The organism is Phaeodactylibacter luteus, assembly GCF_007993045.1.
In the GTDB taxonomy this organism is placed as follows: domain Bacteria; phylum Bacteroidota; class Bacteroidia; order Chitinophagales; family Saprospiraceae; genus Phaeodactylibacter; species Phaeodactylibacter luteus.
Map to the genome: position 1 here is coordinate 171,649 of NZ_VOOR01000005.1, position 21,783 is coordinate 193,431.

Sequence of the window (21,783 nt, forward strand, 5' to 3'; positions counted from 1 at the left end):
GCACTTTTAGCCTAGTGCCTCAAGCCATAAACCCTTGCCACCCCAAGTTTCGTTCTTTTCCGCCTACTCTTCGTTAAAGAACCGCTCCTTTAGCTCGGGCTAAAGTCGCGAACCTTCGCCTTGATTAGCCGGAAAATAACTTCAACTTAAGTATCAGAGATTTATGGCTTAAGGCACTAGCGCACACTCAGCTTCAGCGCCGTAGCCTCGGCTCCAGCGCGCAGTTGCAAAGTGTACATGCCAGCCGGCAGCCCTTGCAATGGAAGGGCAAATTGTGCAAATGGCCCATCCATCAGCCATTCCCCCCGTTTGGCTTGCTGCCCCAGCTTATTGAGGAGCACCCACTCTAGCCGGGCAGGCACAGGCCCGTTCTCCAAGCGCACCTGCGCCTGCCCGCGAGCCGGATTGGGGAACAGCCGGGCACTGAACTGCTGCCCGTGCTCAGCCGTGCGGCTGGGGGATTGGTCTACAATCTGTATCAGGTCGAGGTAGAGATTGTTGCCATAGCCGCCTACATTTTCAAACTCTACGGCCAGCCCTTGCCCGGCAAAACTGCTCAAATCGACCTGTTCGGTGCGCCATTCGCTACAGTCTGCCGGTGCGAACGGGCTGATCTGAGGCTCGGCAGTAGCCAGCGCTGCACCAAATTGCTCAAATACGGTGACCCGGTTGCCCTCGCAATCCACCACATTGACCCGTAGCCCATCTTCAAAAGCCGAGGTTTTTTGGGCGTAAGCCAAATCAAATTTTAGGGCAGGGCTGTTCATGCCCGCAAGGTCGAAGCTGGCGCGCAGGAAATCGGAAGTGCCCCGAGTGTCTACCAAGAAGTTATTGAGGCGCATCGCACCAGGGTCGCAACCTTGAAGAGGGGCCACCTCCCATACTGCTGCATCAGCATTCGGGTTGTCCACTTCCCATGTAGCGGGCAGGCCACTGCTGAACCCCTCCGTGTAAGGCAGCTGTAGGTCTCTGACTTCCACCGCTGCGCTCCGGTCGAGGGTATCGGCCACAGCCCCTTTGTATGCAATCAGCCTGACTGGAAAAGTGCCGCTGCTGTTGTAAAAAATAGTTGGGCTTTCTGCTGTAGACTGCGCCGGCTGCCCGCCAGGGAACTCCCAGCGCAAACTGTCGTATGATCCAGCCGTAAGGTTGTCGAATGTTATGCTCTGCCCTGGGCAAAGGATAGCCGAGCCCGGGCTGAAAGCCGGCTGTAGCGCATTTACCCTGAAACGGAAATAGCCTTCCGGGGCAGGCATGGGGCGTACTTGCGTTTTCCCATTTTGCGCCTCAGCGGAAAGGTAATACTCCAATACCGTATTTTCTGGGAAAGGAGGGATGGCCCCCGCCCAAACACTTTGCAAAGTGTCTTCGAGCAAAAGCGGGACCGCAGTGTAGTTTTCCGTGCCCGCTTCCCGGTAGTGCAGGGCCGCTCCGGCAATCCCGCTTTTATGTTTGATGATGGCCGAGATAGGGTAGGGGGCCGTGCTGCTTTCTTGGTCTCGCAAGCGGGCGTGCGCAATCCACAGTGGGTCATTGGCCCCGACCAGCTTGGTGATGCAGTGAATAGCGCCCAGGCTGGGGATAATGCCGTTGCAGTCGATGCCCACTACCCGGTAACCGGGCAGGGCTTCCTCATAAATGCGCAGGGCGGTAGTATCATATTGCTCCTCATAGATGGGGACAAGCAGTGTCTTATTGACAAACAAGGCGTTGGTATACGTGCGGTAGTCCCCGTTGTTGTCGGGGTAGCGCCCGTCGGCGTCGGGGGGCATAGGCATGCGTATGATACGGTAAGGGTTGCCAAAAGGGGTAGGCACCTCATTGAGGAGGTATTCGATATTGGCCTCTATCTGAGGGCCATCCGCTACCCCTTCTGGATATTGCCCAATAACGATCGTCTCCTCGTCGATCAGCCGCATATGCATATCGAGGTGGTGAATGACATCAAAGGGCAAGGCCGGGAGCTTTACGTAGCGGTCAGCTCCGAAGAACAAGTGGGCGATCGCATCAATTTCAGCCTCTGATTTGCCGGGGTTCTCTCCCAAGACCAAGTCAGAAGAGAAAATCGTGCCCATCCCGTCCCGGAGGTTGTTGCCCCCACTGTGGACCCAGTCGTTGGGCGCCTCAGCCGCTTCGTAGAAAGGCAGCCCAAGCTGCTGTGCCACAAAAGCCGGGATATCGTCATCCTGTGGGCGCCAGGGCCGGTTGTAAATGTAATCGGCTATCATCAGGCTGTCTACATCATTATGGTAGATCGTCCACGGCCCGTAGTCGCGTATCCAGATGGAGTTGTAAGGGGGAGAGAGGAGGTCTACCTGCTCTAGCGGCACGCCACCTGCTTCCAGAAAGGAAGCCACATTGGCTGGGTTGTCGGCAAATATCATGACCCGGCACTCTTCCTGCCCATAGCGCACAATTTCCCGGAGCAGTGCACTGTGCTCATTGCGCCAGCTGACCAATAAGGCTTGTGCTTCCTCCCATTCTGCCATCAGCCGCACAGGCGGGGGCGGAGCTTGGGGCAGGGCGGTCGACAAGGGGCTTACGGCAAGCAAAACGAGCAGAAGGAAGCGCATAGGGAGCATAGGGAAAAGACTGTTCTGTGTGCAGGCGCAAGCACCACACTTCATGGTCAAAAAAATCACCTTCCCAATATACGGGCCTTCTTGCACAATTGCCTGCAGGCCTGTCCTGCAAATCGACAGGCGTCGGCTAACTGTCAGGGCAAAGGCTGCTTGGGCGCAAACCAGATTGTCGTTTTATTGGGGGGCCTGCCCCTGCCGTGAGGGCAGGTGCCGCTATGCTCCGGGGCTCGCTCTTCGCTCGGCCTTATCAGGCCTGCCGCCCCTTCGCAGCGCTAGGCCAATGCCAGGCTAGAGCCCCAAAAGCATAAAGGCCTGCGACATTTTGGTTCACGCCCGGCTGCTTTCAGGGGGGGGGCGTCCGCCCAAAAGATAGCCCGATGAGCGATATTTTTATCCTGAGCGCATCGGGCAGCCGCTGTGTTTTTTTGATTTGACTTGATGCTCTGGGCCAGTGTAGTGGGGAAAATGAGCTATTTTCAACCACGGCCGGCTTTTTTCAGAAGCTCAGCTTAAGCGTAGGTGGCTGGAAAAAGGTATAGCGTGAGAAGGAAGGGGCCGTCTTAACCGTGCAATGCCCTCCGGCACATGAAGTCTATTCAATTGTAGTTCAGCGCCCAATTGTTCATCCTTCAAAATAGTAGTCAGCCTTATGCTAAATTTCAAAGAGAGCGGGCTTATTTTTTCGTTTGGGCGGCCCTGGGCTGTTCGCAAATACGATACCCACCGGTTTTACCAAGCTTTGAGCGGGCATGGGCTTAAAGGGGTAGACTTTATTGGGATCGCGGAGGGCCGGCTGTACCTGTTTGAGGTGAAGAACTACCGGCGGCGACAGGCTTGGCAGCGGGAGAACCCCTTCGATGTGGTCATTGCAGCACCGGACGAGCTAGTGGGGCGGGTAGCGGGCAAGGTAGCTGACTCCCTACGCGCAGTGCGGGCTATCGGGCGGTACTACGAGCGCAGGTGGCTGCTGCGGCTGCTCCGCCCCGTGCTGCTCCGCTTGCCTGCTCATTGGGGTGACTGGCCATTTTGGCTGCAAGCCTACGAGCTATGCCAAGGCACAGGCGAGCAGGTAGTGGCCGTATTGTGGCTAGAGACAGAGCAGGAGCGCAGCAGGCTGCGCGCTCAAATCCTAAAAGGGCTCAGAGCAGCGCTAAAGGGGCAGGTGGCTGAAGTAGCGCTATGGCCTGGCGGCGGGCAGGAAGAACGGGCCGGGCTTTTGGTTCGCCCTATGCCCTGAAGGCGCACCGGCCGGCTTTACACATCGGGTTTACGGATACATCGAGCGTGTATGTCGGGGCTTTGCCCTGCTAGCCGAAGCCTAAGCTAAATGAAAATTTAGTGATGGAGCCTGGTGTATAAAGCGTTGATCTGTGATAGGATCATCGAGCTTCAAAACATCCGCTTAGATCAGCCCCCGTGACTTTAGCTCCAGGTATTTGTTGACGGTGCTTACTGACAGGTCTTCGGGGCGGGTCAGTACCGATTGTATGCCGTACTGCCTAAGCACCTGCACCATCTGCCCTTTTTCGCTCAGGAACTGACGGGCAACGGTCTGATGGTAAATGTCTTCCAGAGTAGCTGCAGGCTGCTCTACAAAGCCCCGGATTTCTGTGTTCTCGAAAAAGATGACGACCAAGAGGTGGGTACGGCTGATGCGGCGCAGCATTGGCAGAGCCCGCTCCAGGGCAAACTGGCTTTCAAAATTGGTGAACAGCAAAATCAAGCTTCGGCCGCCTATCAGTTTGCGGGTAGCCTGGTACAGCAGCTCGTAGTCTGCTTCGCCCTGGCGCTCCCGCTCCTTGTAGAGTGCCTGCAATATCTTGTTCAGGTGGGCACCTTTGCTATCGGCTTTCAGGGTAGCCCCCAGCTTGTCCGAAAAAGTGATCAGCCCCGCCCGGTCGTGTTTCCTGAGCACGATATTGGAAATAGCCAAGCTCGCGTTGATGGCATAATCCATGAGGCTCAGCCCCCCGAAGGGCATCTTCATCACCCGGCTCTTGTCAATGATAGCATATACCTGCTGCGACCGCTCGTCCTCGTATTGATTGACCATAAGAGCTCCTCGGCGGCTGCTCGCTTTCCAATTGATACTCCGGTAGTCGTCCCCTCTAACGTAGTTCTTGATCTGCTCAAACTCGTAGCTGTGCCCAATCCTCCGGATTTTCTTAATGCCCGGCTGTTGTGCCAGGCGGTCCATTGCCCGGAGCTCCAGCTGCCGCATCTGCAATACGGAAGGATAGACCGGTACCTCTGCTTCAGCAGGAAGGCGGAGCCTGCGCTCTAATAGCCCAATAGCGGTCGAGAGGAAGAGGTTGATGTGGCCAAAAGCATAGCTGCCCCGCTCGCCTGGCCTGACTGTATAAGCCGTTTGCCCGTGCTCTCCAGCCTTCAGCTGCAGCTGCTGCTGAAAATCCCTTTTCTGGAATTGTACCGGCAGCTCGTCAATCAGGCGGAGACGGAGCGGGTAAGGGCTTTCGTTCTCTACTACTATCTTAATGGCAGACTCATCCCCCAGCCCCATCATTTTTGGCAACTTCCTGCTGGCCTTCACCACCATCTTGGGGCTGAACAGCAGCAGACCGTCCAAGATAGCAACCGACAGCAGCAAGACCAGCAAGGCCTGCACTACAGGGAACAAAGGCGCTGCCCAGAAGCTGAGGACAAATAGGATAGCCAAGCCGCCAAAGGACAGGAAAAAACGGTTGGTGAGGAAAAGGGGCTTCAGCATTAGCGGGGCACTTCTATGCGTTCAATAATTGCTCCGATAACCTCCCGAGTGGACATGCCTTCCATCTCCCGCTCCGGTGTGAGTATGATGCGGTGGTTGAGGACCGGGTAAGCCACATACTGTATGTCTTCGGGGGTGACAAAATCGCGCCCCTGCATGGCGGCCACCGCCTTGGACATGCGCAGTATGGCGAGGGAAGCCCGGGGGGAAGCCCCAAGGTACAAGTCGCCGTTGTTGCGGGTGTCGTGTACCATTTGGGCAATGTAATCCAAGAGCTCTTCCCGTATATGCACCGTCTGCACCAGCTCTTGGCACTCCAGTATCTCAGCAGCGGTGAACACCGGGCGCACTTGCTCCCGCTGTTTCTGCTTGAAGTCGGAGCGGAACCGCCTGAGGATAGCCCGCTCTTCTTCTAGGGAAGGGTATTCGAGAATGATTTTCACCAGGAAACGATCGAGCTGTGCCTCCGGGAGTTTGTACGTGCCCTCCTGCTCGATGGGGTTCTGTGTGGCAATAACAAAGAAGGGCTTCTCCATAGGGTGGGTAGCCCCATCTACGGTCACTTGGTACTCCTCCATCACCTCAAACAGGGCCGCTTGTGTTTTAGCTGGCGCCCGGTTGATCTCATCAATCAGCACGATATTGGAAAACACCGGCCCTGGGTTGAAGGAAAATCCGGAAGACTGCATGTTGAAGACCGTAGTGCCCACTACATCGCTGGGCATGAGGTCGGGCGTAAACTGGATACGGGAAAAACCAGTGTCCAAAGCCTGTGCCAATAGCTTGGCCGTAAGGGTTTTGGCGATGCCCGGTACCCCTTCTAGGAGGACATGCCCGCCGGAGAACAGTGCGGCCATTAAAAGATCGAGCATATCTTCCTGCCCGACGATGAGCTTCTGCAGTTCTTCCCTCACCCGCTCCACTGCGATGCGGATAGGCTGCATAGCAGTGGGCTGCACTTCTTCAAAGGGGCCCTCCTCTGGGTTCTGTTCTGGGGTATCGGGGTTGAGGTTGGTATTTTCCATGTGCTTAGGTTACTTGCTGTGTTGGTAAAAATGGTATATGAGCTGGTGGAACTCTGCCAGTGCTTTGCCCGAAAGATGGGGCGAGCTCTGTATGTTCCGGTAGTAAGTCAGCAGGCGCTCAATGTGAGGCAGGGCTATGCCCGACCGGCTGCTCAGCTGTTGAGCGAGCACGGGGTTGGGCTCTGCCAAGCTGATGTGGTAGCGTTCGCGGATGTGCTGTTGCAAAAGCCGCATTTGCTGTAGGGCCAGCTGCCGGTGCTTGTTCTGCAAAAAAGCCAGGCGGCCAATGGCGCGGACGAACTCCAATGAGGTATTCCGGTTGGGCTCAAGCACTGGCACAATGCGCTGCTGCCGCTTAGAGCGGAACAGTAGGAACAACAGCCCGAGGGCGAGCAGCAGGTACCAGGCCCAGGCCAAGGGCGGCTGGCTCAGGATGTATTGCAGGGGGCTTTTGTCTGACAAAGAGCGTTCTGCAAGCGGGAAATCGAAGTCCGAGGATTCAGGCACCTGAGCATAGCGGTCCCAATAGACAGGGCCGGCCGCGTCCCAAAATGCGAACAACCGGCTGACGTAAGCCAGGCCATTGCTGTCTACCAAAGATAGATTGGATAAGGCCAGCGGCATAGTGTGCAGGTAGAAGTACCCTGCCCCATAGGGCTGCCGGGCAAAATGCGTATACCCTGGGCTGCCCCCGATGGGCTCTAGCCCATTGGCCTCAGCTTCAGTACAGAGCAGGCTATCGGGCAGATAACTCCAATGGTAAGGGCGCAGCTTACCGAAGGTGCGGTACTCACAGCGCAGGGCGCTGTCCATCTGCAACGGGGCGGGGTAAAAGCCCGTGTAGGCCAGGCTGTCTTCGTAATAGCTATAGCCGCCCCACTGCCGTTGTGTACATAGCGTATCGTACAAGCGCAGCCCTAGCTGGTACGGCAAGCTTTTGCTGCTGACAAAAGCGGTATTGCCTGCTGCCACAAACTTCAACAGCTGCTCCTGATCGGCAGAATCCATGTAGACGGCTTCCCCGACGAAAAGGTAGGTGCCCCGTTCTGCTTCCACTGGGAGTACGCCCCGGATGCTGTCTCTCAACACCTGAATGGAGTCGGCATTAAAATACCCTTTGGCCAACTCCATGAACAGGGCCGTACCGTAGGGTGCTGTGCTGCTGGCCTCGTAGGTCTCGCGCCAGTCCACCATGGGCTTGCGCCCTTTGTAGAACAACAGGGCCAGCACGCCGCCCGCGGCCAGCAGTGCAACCCCTATTATAATGCCCCGGCGTTTACTGATCATAGCCCTTGGTTTTTCGGGTTGGCCGCACTGCGGATGTCCTGCACCAGTTGTTCAAACTGTGGGCGGAGATGGAAAAAGGTTTGCTCGCTTACGGGCCGATTGCCGTACCAGGCCTGCTCAAAACGGAGGGTCGCCTGCTCAAAAGCCCTGCGGAAAGGAGAGCTGTTCAACTCCCTTGCGTACTGCCTGTTGGTCTTGTCCCGGGCCCATTGTACCAGCCCTTCTTCTGAAAGCGACTGCAGTACCCAAAGGTAATATAAACGGACAGCCAAGGTATAAGCTTGCTGCCTTACTGCCTGTTGGATATGGGCTTCCAAATCCGCGCTGGCCAGGTTGGCTTCTATCTCTTCCAGCCCCCCTTCCTCCATCAGCTTTACCGGTTCTACATGGGGGTTGGGCGGGGTGCGCCTCAGCCCGATCAGATAGCGCAGCAGGAAGGCGATGACCACCGCAGCCATTAGGAACAGCAGTATTCTCAGGATCAGCAGTATAGTTTCTGGCGCTACCGGGGCGGAAGTGCTGCCACCGCTCCTTGTTCCGGGCTGCCGTTCGCCTCCTCCCCGGGCCGTCTCGCTGCGGCTACTTTCTTCGTCCGACTGCCCCCGGCTGCCAGTGCTGTAGTCTATCCTTTTGCGTACTTCCTGCCAGCCGGCATCATCAACTTTGGCCGGGCCAAGGGGCGTATCGGAAGACTGCTGCCCGGGCGCTGTAGCCGGCAGCAGGCTCAGACAGCCCAAGAGTAGTAATGCCCAATATGATGGCCTCATAGTCATTATTCTTTCGCCAAGCCCCGGATGCGGCCTGCTTTTTTAATTTCCTTGATCCGCGCGCGCAGCGCAGGCGCTTCCTGTATTTCCCGTAAGGTAGCGTACAGCAGCCCTCCGGAGATGAAACCGATGCCCATGACAAAGTAGAAGGCCCAGACACTGATAAAAGTAAACAATACGGCGGAAAACTGCTCCATCGCCCCGGGCTCCAGCTGAACAACCCAAGTGAACAGATCGAGGAAGAACCAGGCCAAAGCCGTATTGACCAGGGAGAAAAACAATAGCCCGGTAATGCCAATAACGAGCCCAAGCCCTATGCTACGGCTCAGGTTGGGCAGCCATAGTTGAAAAGCGCGCGCGCCTGCCTTGAGCACCCCCCGCTTACCGTGCAGGGCGTCGAATGCCCACACCATTGGCAGGTACAGCCCCAGCAAAATCAGGATGGGCGTAAAACTTGAATTGGTAAAGAAAAATATAGCAAGCAGGCCTGCTGCAGGTACTGCCCGGCTGACTTCCCACGCCTTGACCCGCCGTTCCGGCTGCTCTGCCCTGAGCAGCCGCCTCCAAACTACAAAACTGACCAAGGCGAACCCCAGCCAGTTGGCGAAGGGGGCCAAAGGGGCATCTGCGTTATTGAAAAACTGGCCTGCTGCCCCAAGGCTTTCAAATACACCCGAAGGGAACCGGAACCGGCTGGCCGGCAGGGCTTCCCCTGGCAGGAATGCTAAGGCAATGAAAGCCAGGCTGCTCACTGTGGCCGCCCCTGCCAATGGCCAGAAATGCGCCCGCAGAAAAGTGAAGGTGGCAGAAAAGATGGCGCCTGTAGATGCTACTGTGCCAAAAGGCAGAGCAGGGGCTGCCCCCCCGGCTATACCTCTACTTTCTTCCCTTGTGCCCGCAGCGATCTGAGCACGGATATGAGGGTACCAGACAAAATAGATGAGCACGAAAGCCAGGCAGAGGGCGATGAAGGCCCCACGGAGGAGGTCCGGCGTCTGGGTGTGGCGCGTAAGGTAGCCTTCTATAAAGCCTGCCGCGATGATGACCGGTGCTATGCCTGCCATAATCTTCACGCCCCGGCGCGCCGACTGCTGAAAGGCCTGCCAGCGGGTGTAGGTGCCGGGGAAAGCCAGCCCCCTGCCCATGGTAATGCCAGCTGTGCCGGCTATGATGATGGCCGAAATTTCTAGCGTACCGTGTATCCAGACCGTAAGGAAGGACTCCCAGAACAGATCCCGCTCTATGAAAAAGTACTGGAAAGCCCCCAACATTATCCCATTGCGGATGAGCACAGCTATGCTGCCGATCATGAAGAATGCGCCGGTCACGAAGGTGAGAAAGGCGACCCACAGGTTGTTGATGGTAATGCCGAGCGACATCCCCAGCTCCCCTTTCTGTTTGTAAACGGCCATGGGGTCGCCAGAGGCTATATTCTCCAAGGTCATGTCTACGTAGCGGTCTCCCAAGATGACCCGCAGGAACTCGGGGTCCATAGCGCTAGAGACCATGCCTATGAGCATAGCCAGCACGAACAGCAAAAAGGACAGGCGGAAAGCCCCGCGGGCCTCGTACATCAGCAGGGGCAGCTCCTCGGTCCAAAAGGTTAGCAGGCGGCGGGCGGAGGAGCGGCGGTTGCGGTAAAGGCTGGCAAAGACTTTTTGCGCCAGGTTGTTGAGGTATACCCGAACCGAGCGGTTGGGGTAGAAGGTACGGGAGTAGGACAGGTCGTCTGTTACCTGTACGAAAAGCTCGTTCAGGGCTTCCGGGTCGCGGGCACCTTCATCCAGGGCTTCTTCAAAGCGCTGCCATTTTTCTTGGTTCTGCCTTATAAAACGGGTTTCGCGCATGTGCTTTATGTTCTTTGAGGGGGTACCTGGCTACCTAATCAAAAAAAGTGAACTGTTGTTGAGTTGCAAAAGCCACTAAGGTGTACAACAGCATATCGCAGGTTTGGAATTTGTTGATATTTTTAAAATCCAGGCTTTATGAACCGATTTTTTTACAGGATTTTCAATTAGCCAGCTAAGCTCAAATGTAGCGGCTCCGCCGGAACCCTGCCGGCCATGCTCGCACAGCGGGCAGGCGTAGATCCTTGATTTTCGTAATGAAACTCCTCCAAGCAAGCGCTTAGCTTTATGGTGGAACCGGCCTAGCGCTGCGGAGGGGTGGAAGCCCGGCAGGGCCGAGCGAAGAGCGAGCCCCGCAGCATAGCGGCACCTGCCCGCTGGCAGGGGCAGGCCCCCTCACATCGGGCAGGGCAAAAAACATAACCTGGTTAGTGCCCAGGCACTATGTTAGTAAAAATGCCGGACTCTGTCGGTATGCCTGCTGCAATTAAAAAACGCTATTAGGGCTAAAAAAGGATATCTTAGCCCATCTGGCTTAAATAAACTAGCTGGCCGCATGAACCAGATTGCCATCCGCACTTCCCAGAATGTTGTAATCGAGTATGAGCTGGCTACGCTCCGGGAGCGTGCCTTTGCTTTTTTCATTGACCTGCTCGCCATATTGATGGTGTATGTGGTAGCCACCTTTTTCTTATTGGCCAAAATAGTGGGAAACCTTGGCAGCGGCATGCTGGAGGGGGCGCTTTACAGCTTGGTGCCCCTTGCGCTCTTCATGGGCTACCACCTGTTTTCGGAAATCAGTATGCATGGGCAAACCTGGGGGAAGCGGGCGATGGGGCTAAGGGTGGTCAGGCTCGACGGGCAAGAAGCAGGGCTGAGCGACTACCTGCTCAGGGCAGTCTTCCACATGGTAGACACCCTCTTCTCGGGGGGCATATTGGCGGCCCTGGCCATCAGCTCTAGCCATCACAATCAGCGGCTGGGGGACATGACCGCGAATACTACGGTCATCAGGTTGAAGCCCAGCCTGGGCTTTCAGCTGGGCGATATTCTGCGCATTGATTCCATAGACAGCTATCAAGTGACTTACCCGCAGGTGCAGGAGCTGGCTGAGCAAGACATGATACTGATCAAGAACGCGGTAGCCCGCTATAAGGCCCACCGCAACAAGGCGCATGAGCTGGCGGTACAGGAGCTTTCTGCTCATATGCAACAGCTTTTAGACCTTGATACCCTGCCGCCCGATCCGGTCAGCTTCCTCAATACCTTGGTGCGCGATTATATTGTGCTCACCCGTTGACACCGCTGCCTGTTGCTATCGGGCGTAAGCCAGATTACCGTTTTTGGGCTTGCCCCCTCCGCAAGGATAGGGGCCTGCCCCTGCCAAAAGGCAGGTGCCGCTATGCTGCGGGGCTCGCTGCCCGCTCGGCCCTGACGGGCTTCCCACCCCTCCGCAGCGCTAGGCCAATGCCAAGCTAAAGCCGGAAAGCATAGACGCCTGCGGTATTTTGGCTTATGCCTTTGCTATCTTACCAGGCTGGCATACACTTTTTAAGCGGCAGCCCTGACGCTTAGCCCCCGTGAGGCTCCAACAAAGCTGCCGATTGCCTACCTTTGCCGCCGATAAGAAAATGAACCATGGCAAGAAGAAAAAAACCACAGCTGGTAAGCGGCGTACAATTTACAGGCATAGCCGATAAAGGCCGCGCCGTTGGGCGGGATGCCGAAGGCCGCGTCATTTTTGCTGAAGGGGCTGCTCCCGGCGATGTGGCAGATGTACTTGTGACCCGCAAAAAGAAAGGGGTGCTCATGGGCGCCGCCCAAGCCATACACACTTTAAGCCCCGACCGGGCTGAGCCTTTTTGCCAGCATTTCGACCACTGCGGGGGCTGCAAATGGCAGCACCTCAACTACGATGCACAGGCCCGGCATAAAGAGCGGGTGGTGCACGATGCGCTGTCCCGTATTGGGAAAGTGGATGTGGAGGCCATGCTGCCGATCAAAGCAGCGGCTCAGGCCACTTTCTACCGCAACAAACTGGAATTCTCCTTTTCCAACAAACGCTGGCTGACCCGCGCTGAGATCGATTCCGGCATTTCCAACCAGGAAGATGTGCTCGGCTTCCACCCTGCCGGTGCCTTCGATAAGATCATCGATATCGAAAAGTGCTGGCTGCAGCCCGACCCCTCCAATGCGCTGCGCAATGGCATAAAGGCCCTGGCCATCGAGCAGGGGCTAAGTTTTCATGATGCCCGCGCCCACGAGGGCTTCCTTCGGCAGGTCATGTTCCGCATTACCAGTGTGGGCGAAACCCTGGTGCTGCTGAGTTTTCACGAGGACGACCCCAAACGCTACAAGCCGTTCATGGATGAGCTCATGGCGCGCTTTCCGCAAATCACCACGCTCTGCTATTGCATCAATACCAAACTGAACGACTTCCTTTACGATCTCGATATGTACACTTATGCCGGTAAAGGCTATGTGGAGGAACGGCTCGGGGAGGTCCGCTTCAAAGTGGGGCCTAAATCTTTCTTCCAGACGAATACCAGCCAGGCTAAGGTCCTCTACGACACGGTAGTGGAGTTTGCCGGGTTGAACGGCACGGAGAATGTGTACGACCTCTACACCGGTATTGGCAGCATAGCCTTGTACGTAGCGCAAGCCTGCCGGCAGGTGGTGGGCATAGAAGAAATCCCGGAGGCCATTGCAGATGCAGAAGAGAATGCCCGCCTCAACGATATACAGAATACCGTGTTTTATGCCGGGGATGTCAAGGACATCCTGACCCCCGAATTCGCACAGCGCCATGGTAAGCCCGACCTGCTGATCACGGACCCGCCCCGGGCCGGTATGCACGCCCAAGTGGTGGATATGCTCCTACAGCTGTCTGCGCCACGTATGGTGTACGTGAGCTGCAACCCGGCTACTCAGGCTCGCGACCTACAGCTCCTCAGCAGCCGCTACCGGGTAGCTAAAGCTCAGCCGGTAGATATGTTCCCTCACACCCACCACATTGAAAATGTAGCCCTGCTGGAATTGCGATAAGCGGCAGGCTGTAAATACGCAATTGTATGAACGAACAATTTGTCCGCGCCAAACTCGAGCAGCTCGAAACGGAGCTCCGGCCTAATTTCCCTATCCTGACCAAGGCCGCTGACTCTATCCTAGACCAAGATGTCTCTTCTTACCCGATTTTCATCGTTCACCAGCTGACGGTAGATATTGGCATCCCTTTGATAGAACGGGCAGATGGCGGGGCAGCGTGGTCTGTACATGCCAGTACGCTGGAAGAGCTGGCGACCAAAAAAGTAATTGAAATGAGCCGGGTAGACGACTTCAGGAAGGTCTACAAAGATCCCCAGCAGTTTTTCTGCCTCTTCGTCTTCAGCGATCTGGGCGCAAATTTCCTTTTCCTGCCCCGGCCAGATGCGGAAGAGGGGGGCGGTAAATAGGCGATGCCTGCAAAGGCGAAGCCCGCTGTGCCAGGGAGGGCACAGCGGGCTTCGCAGCCTAACCGCTCAAACAGCGAAAGGCTATTTTTTCACTATGGGCAGGCGCACCTGCGAGGGGTACTGTGCATTGTGGTACACCTGGTTGCGGGCCTTGACCGCTTCGGTCTCATTGTAGTTGTCGCCTCCAGTATTGAGGTTGCGCTCGAAGCGCGGGAAGTTGGAGCTCGAGATTTCAATGCGTATGCGGTGCCCTTTTTCAAAGTAGTTGCTGGTAGACATGGGCGTAAGCTCCAGTTTGTAGACCTCGCCCTCTTCCATAAAAACCTCCTTGTCGTACCCTTCCCGGTAACGGGCCCTTTGGATGGTCTCGTCTAGGTTGTAAGCCCTTCCGTCCGGGTAGACATCCACAAGCTTGATGGTAAAGTCGGTATCCTTGGCATCGGAAGCGACATAAAGGGTCGTTTCAATGAAGCCGCTCACTTCCACGCCTTCTTGCAGGGGCGGAGTAGTGTATACCAAGATGTCATTGCGGGCTTCCAGCTCCTGCTGATCGAAGGAGCCGCCATCTATAGCGCCGCCGGTACAGCAAACGTTGCCGCCCACGCTGGGCACCGGGTTGAGGGGGTCATAAGTGAACGCATCCGGGGCATTGTTTTTCCCGGGCTTTTCTGTAGAGAGCTGGCCGTCGCCGAACAAACTGTTGGCCTTGCCGCCGCTGTGCAGGTAGTAGGCTGTCATTTCGGCGGAAGCCGGGGGCCAAGTATCAGCTGTTTGCCACTCGTTGCTGCCCATAGTGTAGTAGCGTACCCGTGGCATTTGGGCCGGGTCTTTTGTCTCATCCCCTTTCAGCCAATAATCGAACCAGCCGTAGATGAGGTCATCGTAATGGAGGCGGGCGTCGCCAACACTGCGCTCGCCGACAATGGTGTTTTCAGTGGCACGGGTGTAGGCGCAGTGCAGTACCGGCGCAATAACCAAGTACTGATCATCTCCTACTTTCTCGTCCTTGCGTACATGATTGAAAAGGGCTAGGTTGGGGCTGATGGACACATCGTACCAAGAGGTGAACCAGAAAGAAGGCACCCCAAAAGGCATATCGTCATGGTAGAGCCCGCCCTCGTACCATGCGGGGTCATTGGGCTTGCGCCGGATCATATCTTTGTAAATACCGACCGGGCCTTCTACATTCTCGATGATGTCTTCTACGGGCAGATGGGCAAAAGCTGTTTTCCAATCTACATCGGGCGCGTCGGGCACCAAATCAAAGAAACGGGACATACGGATGAGCTCTTCTTGGGTAGCATCTTTAGGGAACATTGGGCGGACCCGGCCGTTTTGCACCCAATAGAGCCAGGAGGTGAACAGCATCTGCTGTGCGCCACCTCTGTACCAATTGCCCTGCTCGTAATAATCGCCAACCCGGCCCACTCCGGCACCGTACCCCTGAGGTACCATAGCGGCGTGCGCAGGGTGGTCAAGGGCAGCTACAGCCATTTGCCACTCGGCGGTGGAAGAACAGCCGAAGGTCCCGATCTTGCCATTGCACCAGCTTTGTGAGGCCATCCAAGAGAAAGCATCTGCCCCATCGGTCAGGGGCACGCCGAGGATGTCCCATTCCCCTTCTGAGAAGTAGCGCCCTCTTTCGTTCTGTACCACATAAGCATAGCCCCGTTTCACAGCCTCCATAGCACGCTGCAGCTGCCGCTTGTTGAGCTTGCCGTCTACCCAAAGGTTGAAATTGTAGGGCGTACGCGAAAAGATGACCGGCACCGGTTCGTCCGTTTTGGGCCGGTAGATATCGGTGCAAAGGCGGATGCCATCGCGCATAGGCATCATGACTTTCTGCTCAACTATGGCAATGTCCTGCATTTCTGCCCAGATGGCCTCTGCATCCTGTGCCTGCCCGAAGGCTGCTGTAAAGAGGATGGCCAGGATGGCCAGGGCGGTATTCCTGTTTTTTCGCATATTGAATCCAAGTTTGGAAGTTTGATAATAACACTCCGGAATATAGCCTTTTGCAGCGAAGTAGCTGTGCCACTCTGGCGAATTAGCAATCTTGGCGACGTGGGGCGCAGTGGACGGGGCTGTTGCCGTTGCATGCCCGCCTATGATTTGGGGGATTTTTTAGCCTGGCCCTGGCCGCCTTATCTAATCAGCTTTTTGGTATTTTCGTCTCCGGATAATCAGCCTGCTGCGGCAGGTGTTCTTCTCTTATTTTAATACCAAAACAACCTTATGAAAAATCTTTTCCTGATCCTGGCGCTGCTGGCCTACGGGCTTTACAGCTGCCAGCCTGGCCCTGCTCAGGGTGCTGAAGCCCCTGCCCAAGACACTACGGCCACGGAAGCAGACCCCCGGCTCGATTTTACCATTCTCCCCGGCGAGCGTGTAGGGCTGGTCGACTTGCGGTCGGCCAGCGAGGCCGATGTCCTGCAAGCCTACGGCAGCTTGGCCCAAAAAGACAGTGTTTACCTGGGCGAGGGCTTGTTTGAGCAAGGGGTGGTCCTGTTCAAGGAGAACCCCAAAAACCGGGTTTACCTGTACTGGGACCCCCTGATGAGCCCAAGGCAGCCCAGTTTTGTCAGCATTTATGGCGAAGGCCGGCAGACCGACTGGAGCACACCGGAAGGGCTGACCATAGGCATGTCTATAGAGCAAGTGGAGCAGCTGAATGGGAGAGCGTTCGAGCTTTATGGTTTCGGTTGGGACTACGGCGGCTATGTCTCCAATTGGAATGGCGGAAGCCTGGAAGGCAAAGGCATCAGCCTGCGCTTTGAGCCCAACGAAGATGCCACTACCGCAGTGGAGGTGCTTGGAGATGTTGCCTTGAGCAGCGATGCGCCGGCAGTCCGCCAAGCTCAGCCTTTTGTGAGCGAGCTGACGTTCAGCGATCCTACTCCTGACCCCATGAGCATGATGCAGGGCGGCTGGCGCTCTACAACAGACGAGAGCTATGAGATCATCATTGAGGGCAATCAGGTCAGCCACTTCAGCGATCAGCGGCTGATGTACACTGCGGCTATTGAAGCCGACCCTGGCTGTACCTCGGAAGCTTGTGCGGTCACCGGCACAGCCCCGGAGGGCTTCTGCTTCATCGAGAAAGGCGAATTTGACGCGCAGTGCAACTTGGTCATTACGGCCAACGAAACGACTCTGGAGTATACCGCTATAGGTGCTGCCGGCGGCTCATTGGTGTTCGAGCGGGTAGATTGACCTCAGGCGCCCTCATTGGCCTAAGGGCTGACGGGGGCGCTCTCCCTTTGCTCAGGCTGGCTCAGCGCAAGCTGGGCTTTTGTTTTCCCCACTTCACGCATTAGGCATCTCAGCATTGAACCACAAAGGGCATACAAAACGGGCGTGGGCCAAAATGTCGCAGGCGTTCATGCTTTTCGGGCTATAGCCGGGCATTGGCCTAGCGCTGCGGAGGGGTGGGAAGCCCGTCAGGGCCGAGCGAAGAGCGAGCCCCGCAGCATAGCGGCACCTGCCATCAGGCAGGGGCAGGCCCCAATCCTTACGGAGGGGGAGGCAAAAAAAAGACAACCTGGTTGGTGCCCTACAAAATTCGTGAAGGCCCCGAAGCGTTTCCTGTATCCCCTGCCCACAGATTCCTTGCCGCATTTATTTGGTTCGTGTACGAAGTTTTGGTAATTTTCAGAACAAATGGCTGAGGCGGCGAGTACAAAAAGCCCTTGTCAGCCGCAAGCTGTCTTTTGGCCAGAGGGCGCTGAAAACGCAGCGCTTTCTGAAGCTGGGTTATAGCCTTAGGCTATGGGCTCATAAGTTTTATAAATTTCGTTTATTGTATATTTGCAGCATTGCTTGATCAAAAAACCAATTAACAGATGGATAACAATGGTAAGCCAAGCACCACCAGCTATAACGTCAATAGCAATGGCAACGGTGCGGAAAAGTGCCCCTTCCTCAACGGAAGCATGAGCAGTGGCACTTCCAACAAAGATTGGTGGCCTAATGCCCTCAACCTTGATATCCTTCACCAGCACGATACCAAGACCAACCCGCTGGGTGAAGATTTTAACTATGCAGAAGAATTTAAAAAGCTGGACCTGGAAGCCGTCAAGCAAGACTTGATTGACCTGATGACAGACAGCCAAGATTGGTGGCCTGCCGATTGGGGGCACTATGGCGGCCTGTTCATCCGTATGGCATGGCACGCTGCTGGCACTTACCGTATCGCGGATGGCCGCGGTGGTGGCGGTACTGGCAGTCAGCGTTTTGCGCCTCTGAACAGCTGGCCAGATAACGTCAACCTCGATAAGGCCCGCCGTTTGTTGTGGCCAATCAAAAAGAAATACGGCAATAAGCTTTCTTGGGCAGACTTGCTCATCCTAGCCGGCAATATGGCTTATGAGTCAATGGGGCTGAAAACATTCGGCTTCGCCGGTGGGCGCGAAGACATCTGGCACCCGGAAAAAGACATCTACTGGGGAGAGGAGAAGGAGTGGCTTGCGCCAAGTGATGAGCGCTACGGCGATGTAGAGCAAGCCGAGACCATGGAGAACCCATTGGCCGCAGTACAGATGGGCTTGATCTATGTCAACCCAGAAGGCGTCAACGGCAAGCCCGACCCGTTGTTGACCGCCAAGCACGTGCGCGAGACGTTTGCCCGTATGGCGATGAACGATGAGGAGACCGCAGCCCTCACCGCTGGCGGCCATACGGTAGGCAAAACTCATGGTAATGGAGATGTCTCCCTGCTTAGCCCCGAGCCGGAAGGCGCGGCCATAGAAGAGCAAGGCTTGGGCTGGAACAACCACACTAAGCGCGGCATTGGCCGTGATACAGTGACTTCGGGCATTGAAGGGGCTTGGACCACCGAGCCTACCAAATGGGATAACGGCTACTTTGATATGCTGCTCAACCACGAGTGGGAGCTGAAGAAAAGCCCCGCTGGTGCTTGGCAGTGGGAGCCGGTCGACATTAAGGAAGAGGATATGCCCGTCGATGTAGAGGACCCCTCGATCCGTGTGAAGCCCATCATGACTGATGCCGACATGGCGATGAAGATGGACCCTATCTACCGGGAAATCACAGAGCGTTTTGCTAAAGACCACGCTTACTTCTCTGAGGTCTTCGCCCGGGCTTGGTTCAAACTGACCCACAGAGATATGGGCCCAAAAGCTTGTTACCTCGGGCCAGATGTGCCCCAAGAAGATCTGATCTGGCAAGACCCCATCCCAACTGTAGATTATACCCTGACAGAGGCAGAAATCGCTGACCTGAAAGCAAAGCTGCTCAGTTCTGGCCTCACTTTGCAGGAGCTCATCAATACCGCATGGGACAGCGCCCGTACTTTCCGTGGCTCAGACCGCCGCGGCGGCGCCAACGGCGCTCGTATCCGCCTTGCCCCTCAAAAGGACTGGGCAGGCAATGAGCCGGAGCGCCTGCAGAAAGTACTGACCGTATTGGAGGGCATTCAGTCTGGCCTCGACAAAAAAGTGAGCCTGGCCGACCTGATCGTCTTAGGCGGTACTGCAGCTGTGGAAAAAGCAGCAAAAGATGCCGGCGTGGATATTACGGTACCTTTTGCACCTGGCCGCGGAGATGCGACCGAGGAAATGACGGATGCGGATTCTTTTGCCCCGCTCGAGCCCCTGCACGATGCCTACCGCAATTGGCTGAAGCGCGATGATTATGCTGTTTCTGCAGAAGAGATGATGCTCGACCGCACTCAGCTCATGGGCCTCACTGCGCATGAGATGACTGCCCTCGTAGGCGGCATGCGCGTGTTGGGCACCAACCACGGTGGCACCAAGCATGGTGTCTTCACCGACCGGGTGGGTGTACTGACCAACGACTTCTTCGTGAACCTGACGGATATGGCCTACACTTGGAAGCCAGTCAGCAAGGACCTCTACGAGATAGTAGACCGCAAGACGGGCGAAACCAAATGGACGGCTACACGGGTTGACCTTGTGTTTGGCTCCAACTCCATTTTGCGCTCTTACGCTGAGGTTTACGCCCAGGATGACAACCACGAGAAGTTCGTGAAAGACTTCGTAAAAGCGTGGGTGAAAGTGATGAACGCAGACCGCTTCGACCTGAAGTATGCAAACTAGCCTAAATGCTGCTGCCGGTAAAAGCAGCAGTTGGTAAAGGTTAAAGAAGAGGGCAGCCTTGGCAACAAGCTGCCCTCTTTATTTTCTTCCTACAGCTGAAAAGTGCTCTGAAGCTATTGATCCTATTCGGACAGGCGCTATTTTGCGCATTAAAAACAGAGCAAATGCATCCAAAGGTCAGCGAATTTGTGGAGCAAGCGAGGTTTTGGCCAGAAGTGCTTTCAGCGCTCCGGGCCATCCTTCAGAGCAGCCCGCTCGAAGAAGATTTTAAGTGGAAGGCCCCCTGCTATACCATAGATGGCAAGAACATCGTGATCCTCTACGAATTTAAGGGGCATTGCGGGCTGAGTTTTTTCAAGGGCGCCCTGCTGAAAGATGCAGCAGGCCTACTGGAAATGCCAGGCCCCAACTCCCATTCCGGGCGGCTGATGAGCTTTACCGATATTGCCCATGTCAAGGCTTTGGAGCCGGCTATCCGCCTTTCTTTGGAAGAAGCCATAGCCATAGAGCGTTCGGGGCAACAGGTGCAATACCCGGGCAGCGGTGACTTGCCTGTGCCAGAAGAACTGATAGCCGCTTTTGCCCGTGCGCCCGAGTTTGAAAGTGCATTCCACAGCCTGACTCCCGGCCGTCAGAAAGGCTACTTGCTATTTTTTGCAGGGGGCAGGCAGGCTAAAACTCGGGCCAGCCGCATAGAAAAGTACCGCTCTAGGATCATGCAAGGAAAAGGGATGCAGGATTGTATATGTGGCCTCTCACAGAAAATGCCCCGTTGCGATGGCTCCCATAAGCAGGCGCCAGGCAGGGGCTGAAAACCAAGCGGTGTTCTTTTCTGGCAGCGCTGTCCTTGCCCAGCTCTATGCTATCCTACGCTGCTCTCCCGTCAGCCAAAGTTTTGAGCCGCAAACCAGATCGCCTTTTGGGGCCTGCCCCTGCCTGATGGCAGGTGCCGCTATGCTGCGGGGCTCGCTTTTCGCTCGGCCCTGACGGGCTTCACACCCCTCCGCAGCGCTAGTCCGGTCCGGTCTTAAAGCAGGCAAAGCCTAGAGGCCTACAGGATTCTAGTGCCTCAAGCCATAAATCCTTGACCCCCCAAGTTTCGTTATTTTCCGCCTACTCTTCGTTAAAGAACCGCTCCTTTAGCTCGGGCTAAAGGAGCGAACCTTCGCCTTGATTAGCCGGAAAATAACTTCAACTTAAGTATCAGAGATTTATGACTTAAGGCACTAGTTTACGGCCCAGCCTCCTACTGTAAGCCGTACATCTGCCATCCGGCGGTCAGGGATATGCTCAACTACCATCAGTAAGCCTCCTATTTTCCGGCTGTCCCACCTTTTTGGGAGGGCTAAGGTGATATTTGGGGCATGCGAGGTGCGTGAGCTAGCTATATTTTGCGCACATTAATCGCAACGGGGCCTTTCGGCCCGGAGCCCACCTCGAATACAACTAGGTCGTCGGTATCGATTTCCTGCTGCAGGTCGTTAATGTGCACGAAGTAACTATCCTCTGTCAGTTTTTCGAGGATGAACCCATAGCCTTTTTCGGTATTGAAGAACTTTACCTTGCCCTCTTTTTCGTATTTGGACTGATCTGACTCTTCCCTTTTGGGCACACCGAGCGTGATATCTTCTAGTTTGACCTCTTCCCTCGGCTTGTCCTGTGGTGTTGTAGAGAACTGGCCGTACTCATCTACATACATGAATTCAACCTGAGTTTTTCCTTCCAGCTTTTTCTGCTCTTTGCGTTCTTGCTTTTCTTTTTTCCTTTTCCTTTTCTTTTTTTCTCGTTCTTTCTTCTGATAGCTATCGGCCATTTAATTTGCAGTTTTTGTTAAGCAATTGCTATATCCAAAGTCAAGCCAATAGCCGGTTTTAGCGTCCTATCCCCTCAAGTCTGAAAAAGCGTTTGAGCCCGGCTAAATGCTAATGGCCGAAAGTTGGCCGCTAGCTTTGTGCGGGCAGTAATTTTTCAATGTAGTGAATTTTACCGGAGTTTGCACCATAAGGAGCTATTTATGG

15 protein-coding genes are annotated in these 21,783 nt (G+C 55.6%); 7 read left to right on the forward strand and 8 right to left on the reverse strand.

What is annotated here, in order from left to right; genetic code table 11:
• Positions 1-176: 176 nt before the first annotated feature.
• Entirely contained in the window at positions 177-2,582 is a 2,406-nt protein-coding gene (locus tag FRY97_RS03875; RefSeq protein WP_170254490.1) for an agmatine deiminase family protein, read from the reverse strand.
• Between the two features lie 649 nt (positions 2,583-3,231).
• On the opposite strand from FRY97_RS03875, the gene FRY97_RS03880 reads away from it, so the two are divergent.
• The gene (locus tag FRY97_RS03880; RefSeq protein WP_147166116.1) at positions 3,232-3,819 is read left to right on the forward strand and encodes a hypothetical protein; all 588 of its coding nucleotides are present in this window, start codon (positions 3,232-3,234) and stop codon (positions 3,817-3,819) included.
• Positions 3,820-3,984: 165 nt separating this feature from the next.
• Here the strand turns inward: FRY97_RS03880 and FRY97_RS03885 are convergent, their stop codons facing one another.
• From FRY97_RS03885 to FRY97_RS03905, 5 genes are read right to left on the reverse strand one after another with little or no spacing between them, the layout of a single operon-like run.
• The gene (locus FRY97_RS03885) at positions 3,985-5,310 is read right to left on the reverse strand and encodes a DUF58 domain-containing protein (RefSeq protein ID WP_147166117.1); all 1,326 of its coding nucleotides are present in this window, start codon (positions 5,308-5,310) and stop codon (positions 3,985-3,987) included.
• The gene (locus FRY97_RS03890; protein WP_147166118.1) at positions 5,310-6,335 is read right to left on the reverse strand and encodes an AAA family ATPase; all 1,026 of its coding nucleotides are present in this window, start codon (positions 6,333-6,335) and stop codon (positions 5,310-5,312) included. Before FRY97_RS03890 ends, FRY97_RS03885 begins: the two co-directional genes overlap by 1 nt.
• A 9-nt stretch (positions 6,336-6,344) precedes the next feature.
• Positions 6,345-7,622: a DUF4350 domain-containing protein gene (locus FRY97_RS03895; protein ID WP_147166119.1), complete on the reverse strand. Its 1,278-nt coding sequence runs from the start codon at positions 7,620-7,622 to the stop codon at positions 6,345-6,347.
• A complete protein-coding gene (locus tag FRY97_RS03900) occupies positions 7,619-8,389 on the reverse strand; it encodes a DUF4129 domain-containing protein (protein WP_170254491.1) in 771 nt (256 codons plus the stop codon). The genes FRY97_RS03895 and FRY97_RS03900 overlap by 4 nt, the downstream gene beginning before the upstream one ends.
• 5 nt (positions 8,390-8,394) lie before the next feature.
• Positions 8,395-10,236, reverse strand: a complete 1,842-nt coding sequence (locus FRY97_RS03905; protein WP_147166121.1) for a stage II sporulation protein M — start codon at positions 10,234-10,236, stop codon at positions 8,395-8,397.
• Positions 10,237-10,792: 556 nt separating this feature from the next.
• On the opposite strand from FRY97_RS03905, the gene FRY97_RS03910 reads away from it, so the two are divergent.
• From FRY97_RS03910 to FRY97_RS03920, 3 genes are all read left to right on the forward strand, one after another.
• Positions 10,793-11,536, forward strand: coding sequence for an RDD family protein (locus FRY97_RS03910; RefSeq protein ID WP_147166122.1), 744 nt, complete (start codon positions 10,793-10,795; stop codon positions 11,534-11,536).
• Positions 11,537-11,874: 338 nt separating this feature from the next.
• On the forward strand, positions 11,875-13,281 hold the full coding sequence (gene rlmD, locus FRY97_RS03915; RefSeq protein ID WP_147166123.1) for a 23S rRNA (uracil(1939)-C(5))-methyltransferase RlmD: 1,407 nt from the start codon (positions 11,875-11,877) through the stop codon (positions 13,279-13,281).
• 26 nt (positions 13,282-13,307) lie between these two features.
• Entirely contained in the window at positions 13,308-13,688 is a 381-nt protein-coding gene (locus tag FRY97_RS03920) for a hypothetical protein (protein WP_147166124.1), read from the forward strand.
• An 81-nt stretch (positions 13,689-13,769) separates the two neighbouring features.
• Here the strand turns inward: FRY97_RS03920 and FRY97_RS03925 are convergent, their stop codons facing one another.
• Positions 13,770-15,653: a CocE/NonD family hydrolase gene (locus FRY97_RS03925; protein WP_147166125.1), complete on the reverse strand. Its 1,884-nt coding sequence runs from the start codon at positions 15,651-15,653 to the stop codon at positions 13,770-13,772.
• A gap of 270 nt (positions 15,654-15,923) precedes the next feature.
• Between FRY97_RS03925 and FRY97_RS03930 the strand changes: the two genes are divergently transcribed.
• The 3 genes from FRY97_RS03930 (at position 15,924) to FRY97_RS03940 (ending at position 20,577) form a co-directional block, all read left to right on the forward strand.
• Positions 15,924-16,901, forward strand: coding sequence for a hypothetical protein (locus tag FRY97_RS03930; protein WP_147166126.1), 978 nt, complete (start codon positions 15,924-15,926; stop codon positions 16,899-16,901).
• A gap of 629 nt (positions 16,902-17,530) precedes the next feature.
• Positions 17,531-19,765: a catalase/peroxidase HPI gene (gene katG / locus FRY97_RS03935; protein ID WP_147166127.1), complete on the forward strand. Its 2,235-nt coding sequence runs from the start codon at positions 17,531-17,533 to the stop codon at positions 19,763-19,765.
• A 164-nt stretch (positions 19,766-19,929) separates the two neighbouring features.
• Complete coding sequence (locus tag FRY97_RS03940) at positions 19,930-20,577, forward strand: YdeI/OmpD-associated family protein (RefSeq protein ID WP_147166128.1); 648 nt, start codon at positions 19,930-19,932, stop codon at positions 20,575-20,577.
• Between the two features lie 572 nt (positions 20,578-21,149).
• On the opposite strand, the gene FRY97_RS03945 is transcribed toward FRY97_RS03940, so the two are convergent.
• Positions 21,150-21,578, reverse strand: coding sequence for a cold-shock protein (locus FRY97_RS03945; protein ID WP_147166129.1), 429 nt, complete (start codon positions 21,576-21,578; stop codon positions 21,150-21,152).
• Positions 21,579-21,783 lie beyond the last annotated feature (205 nt).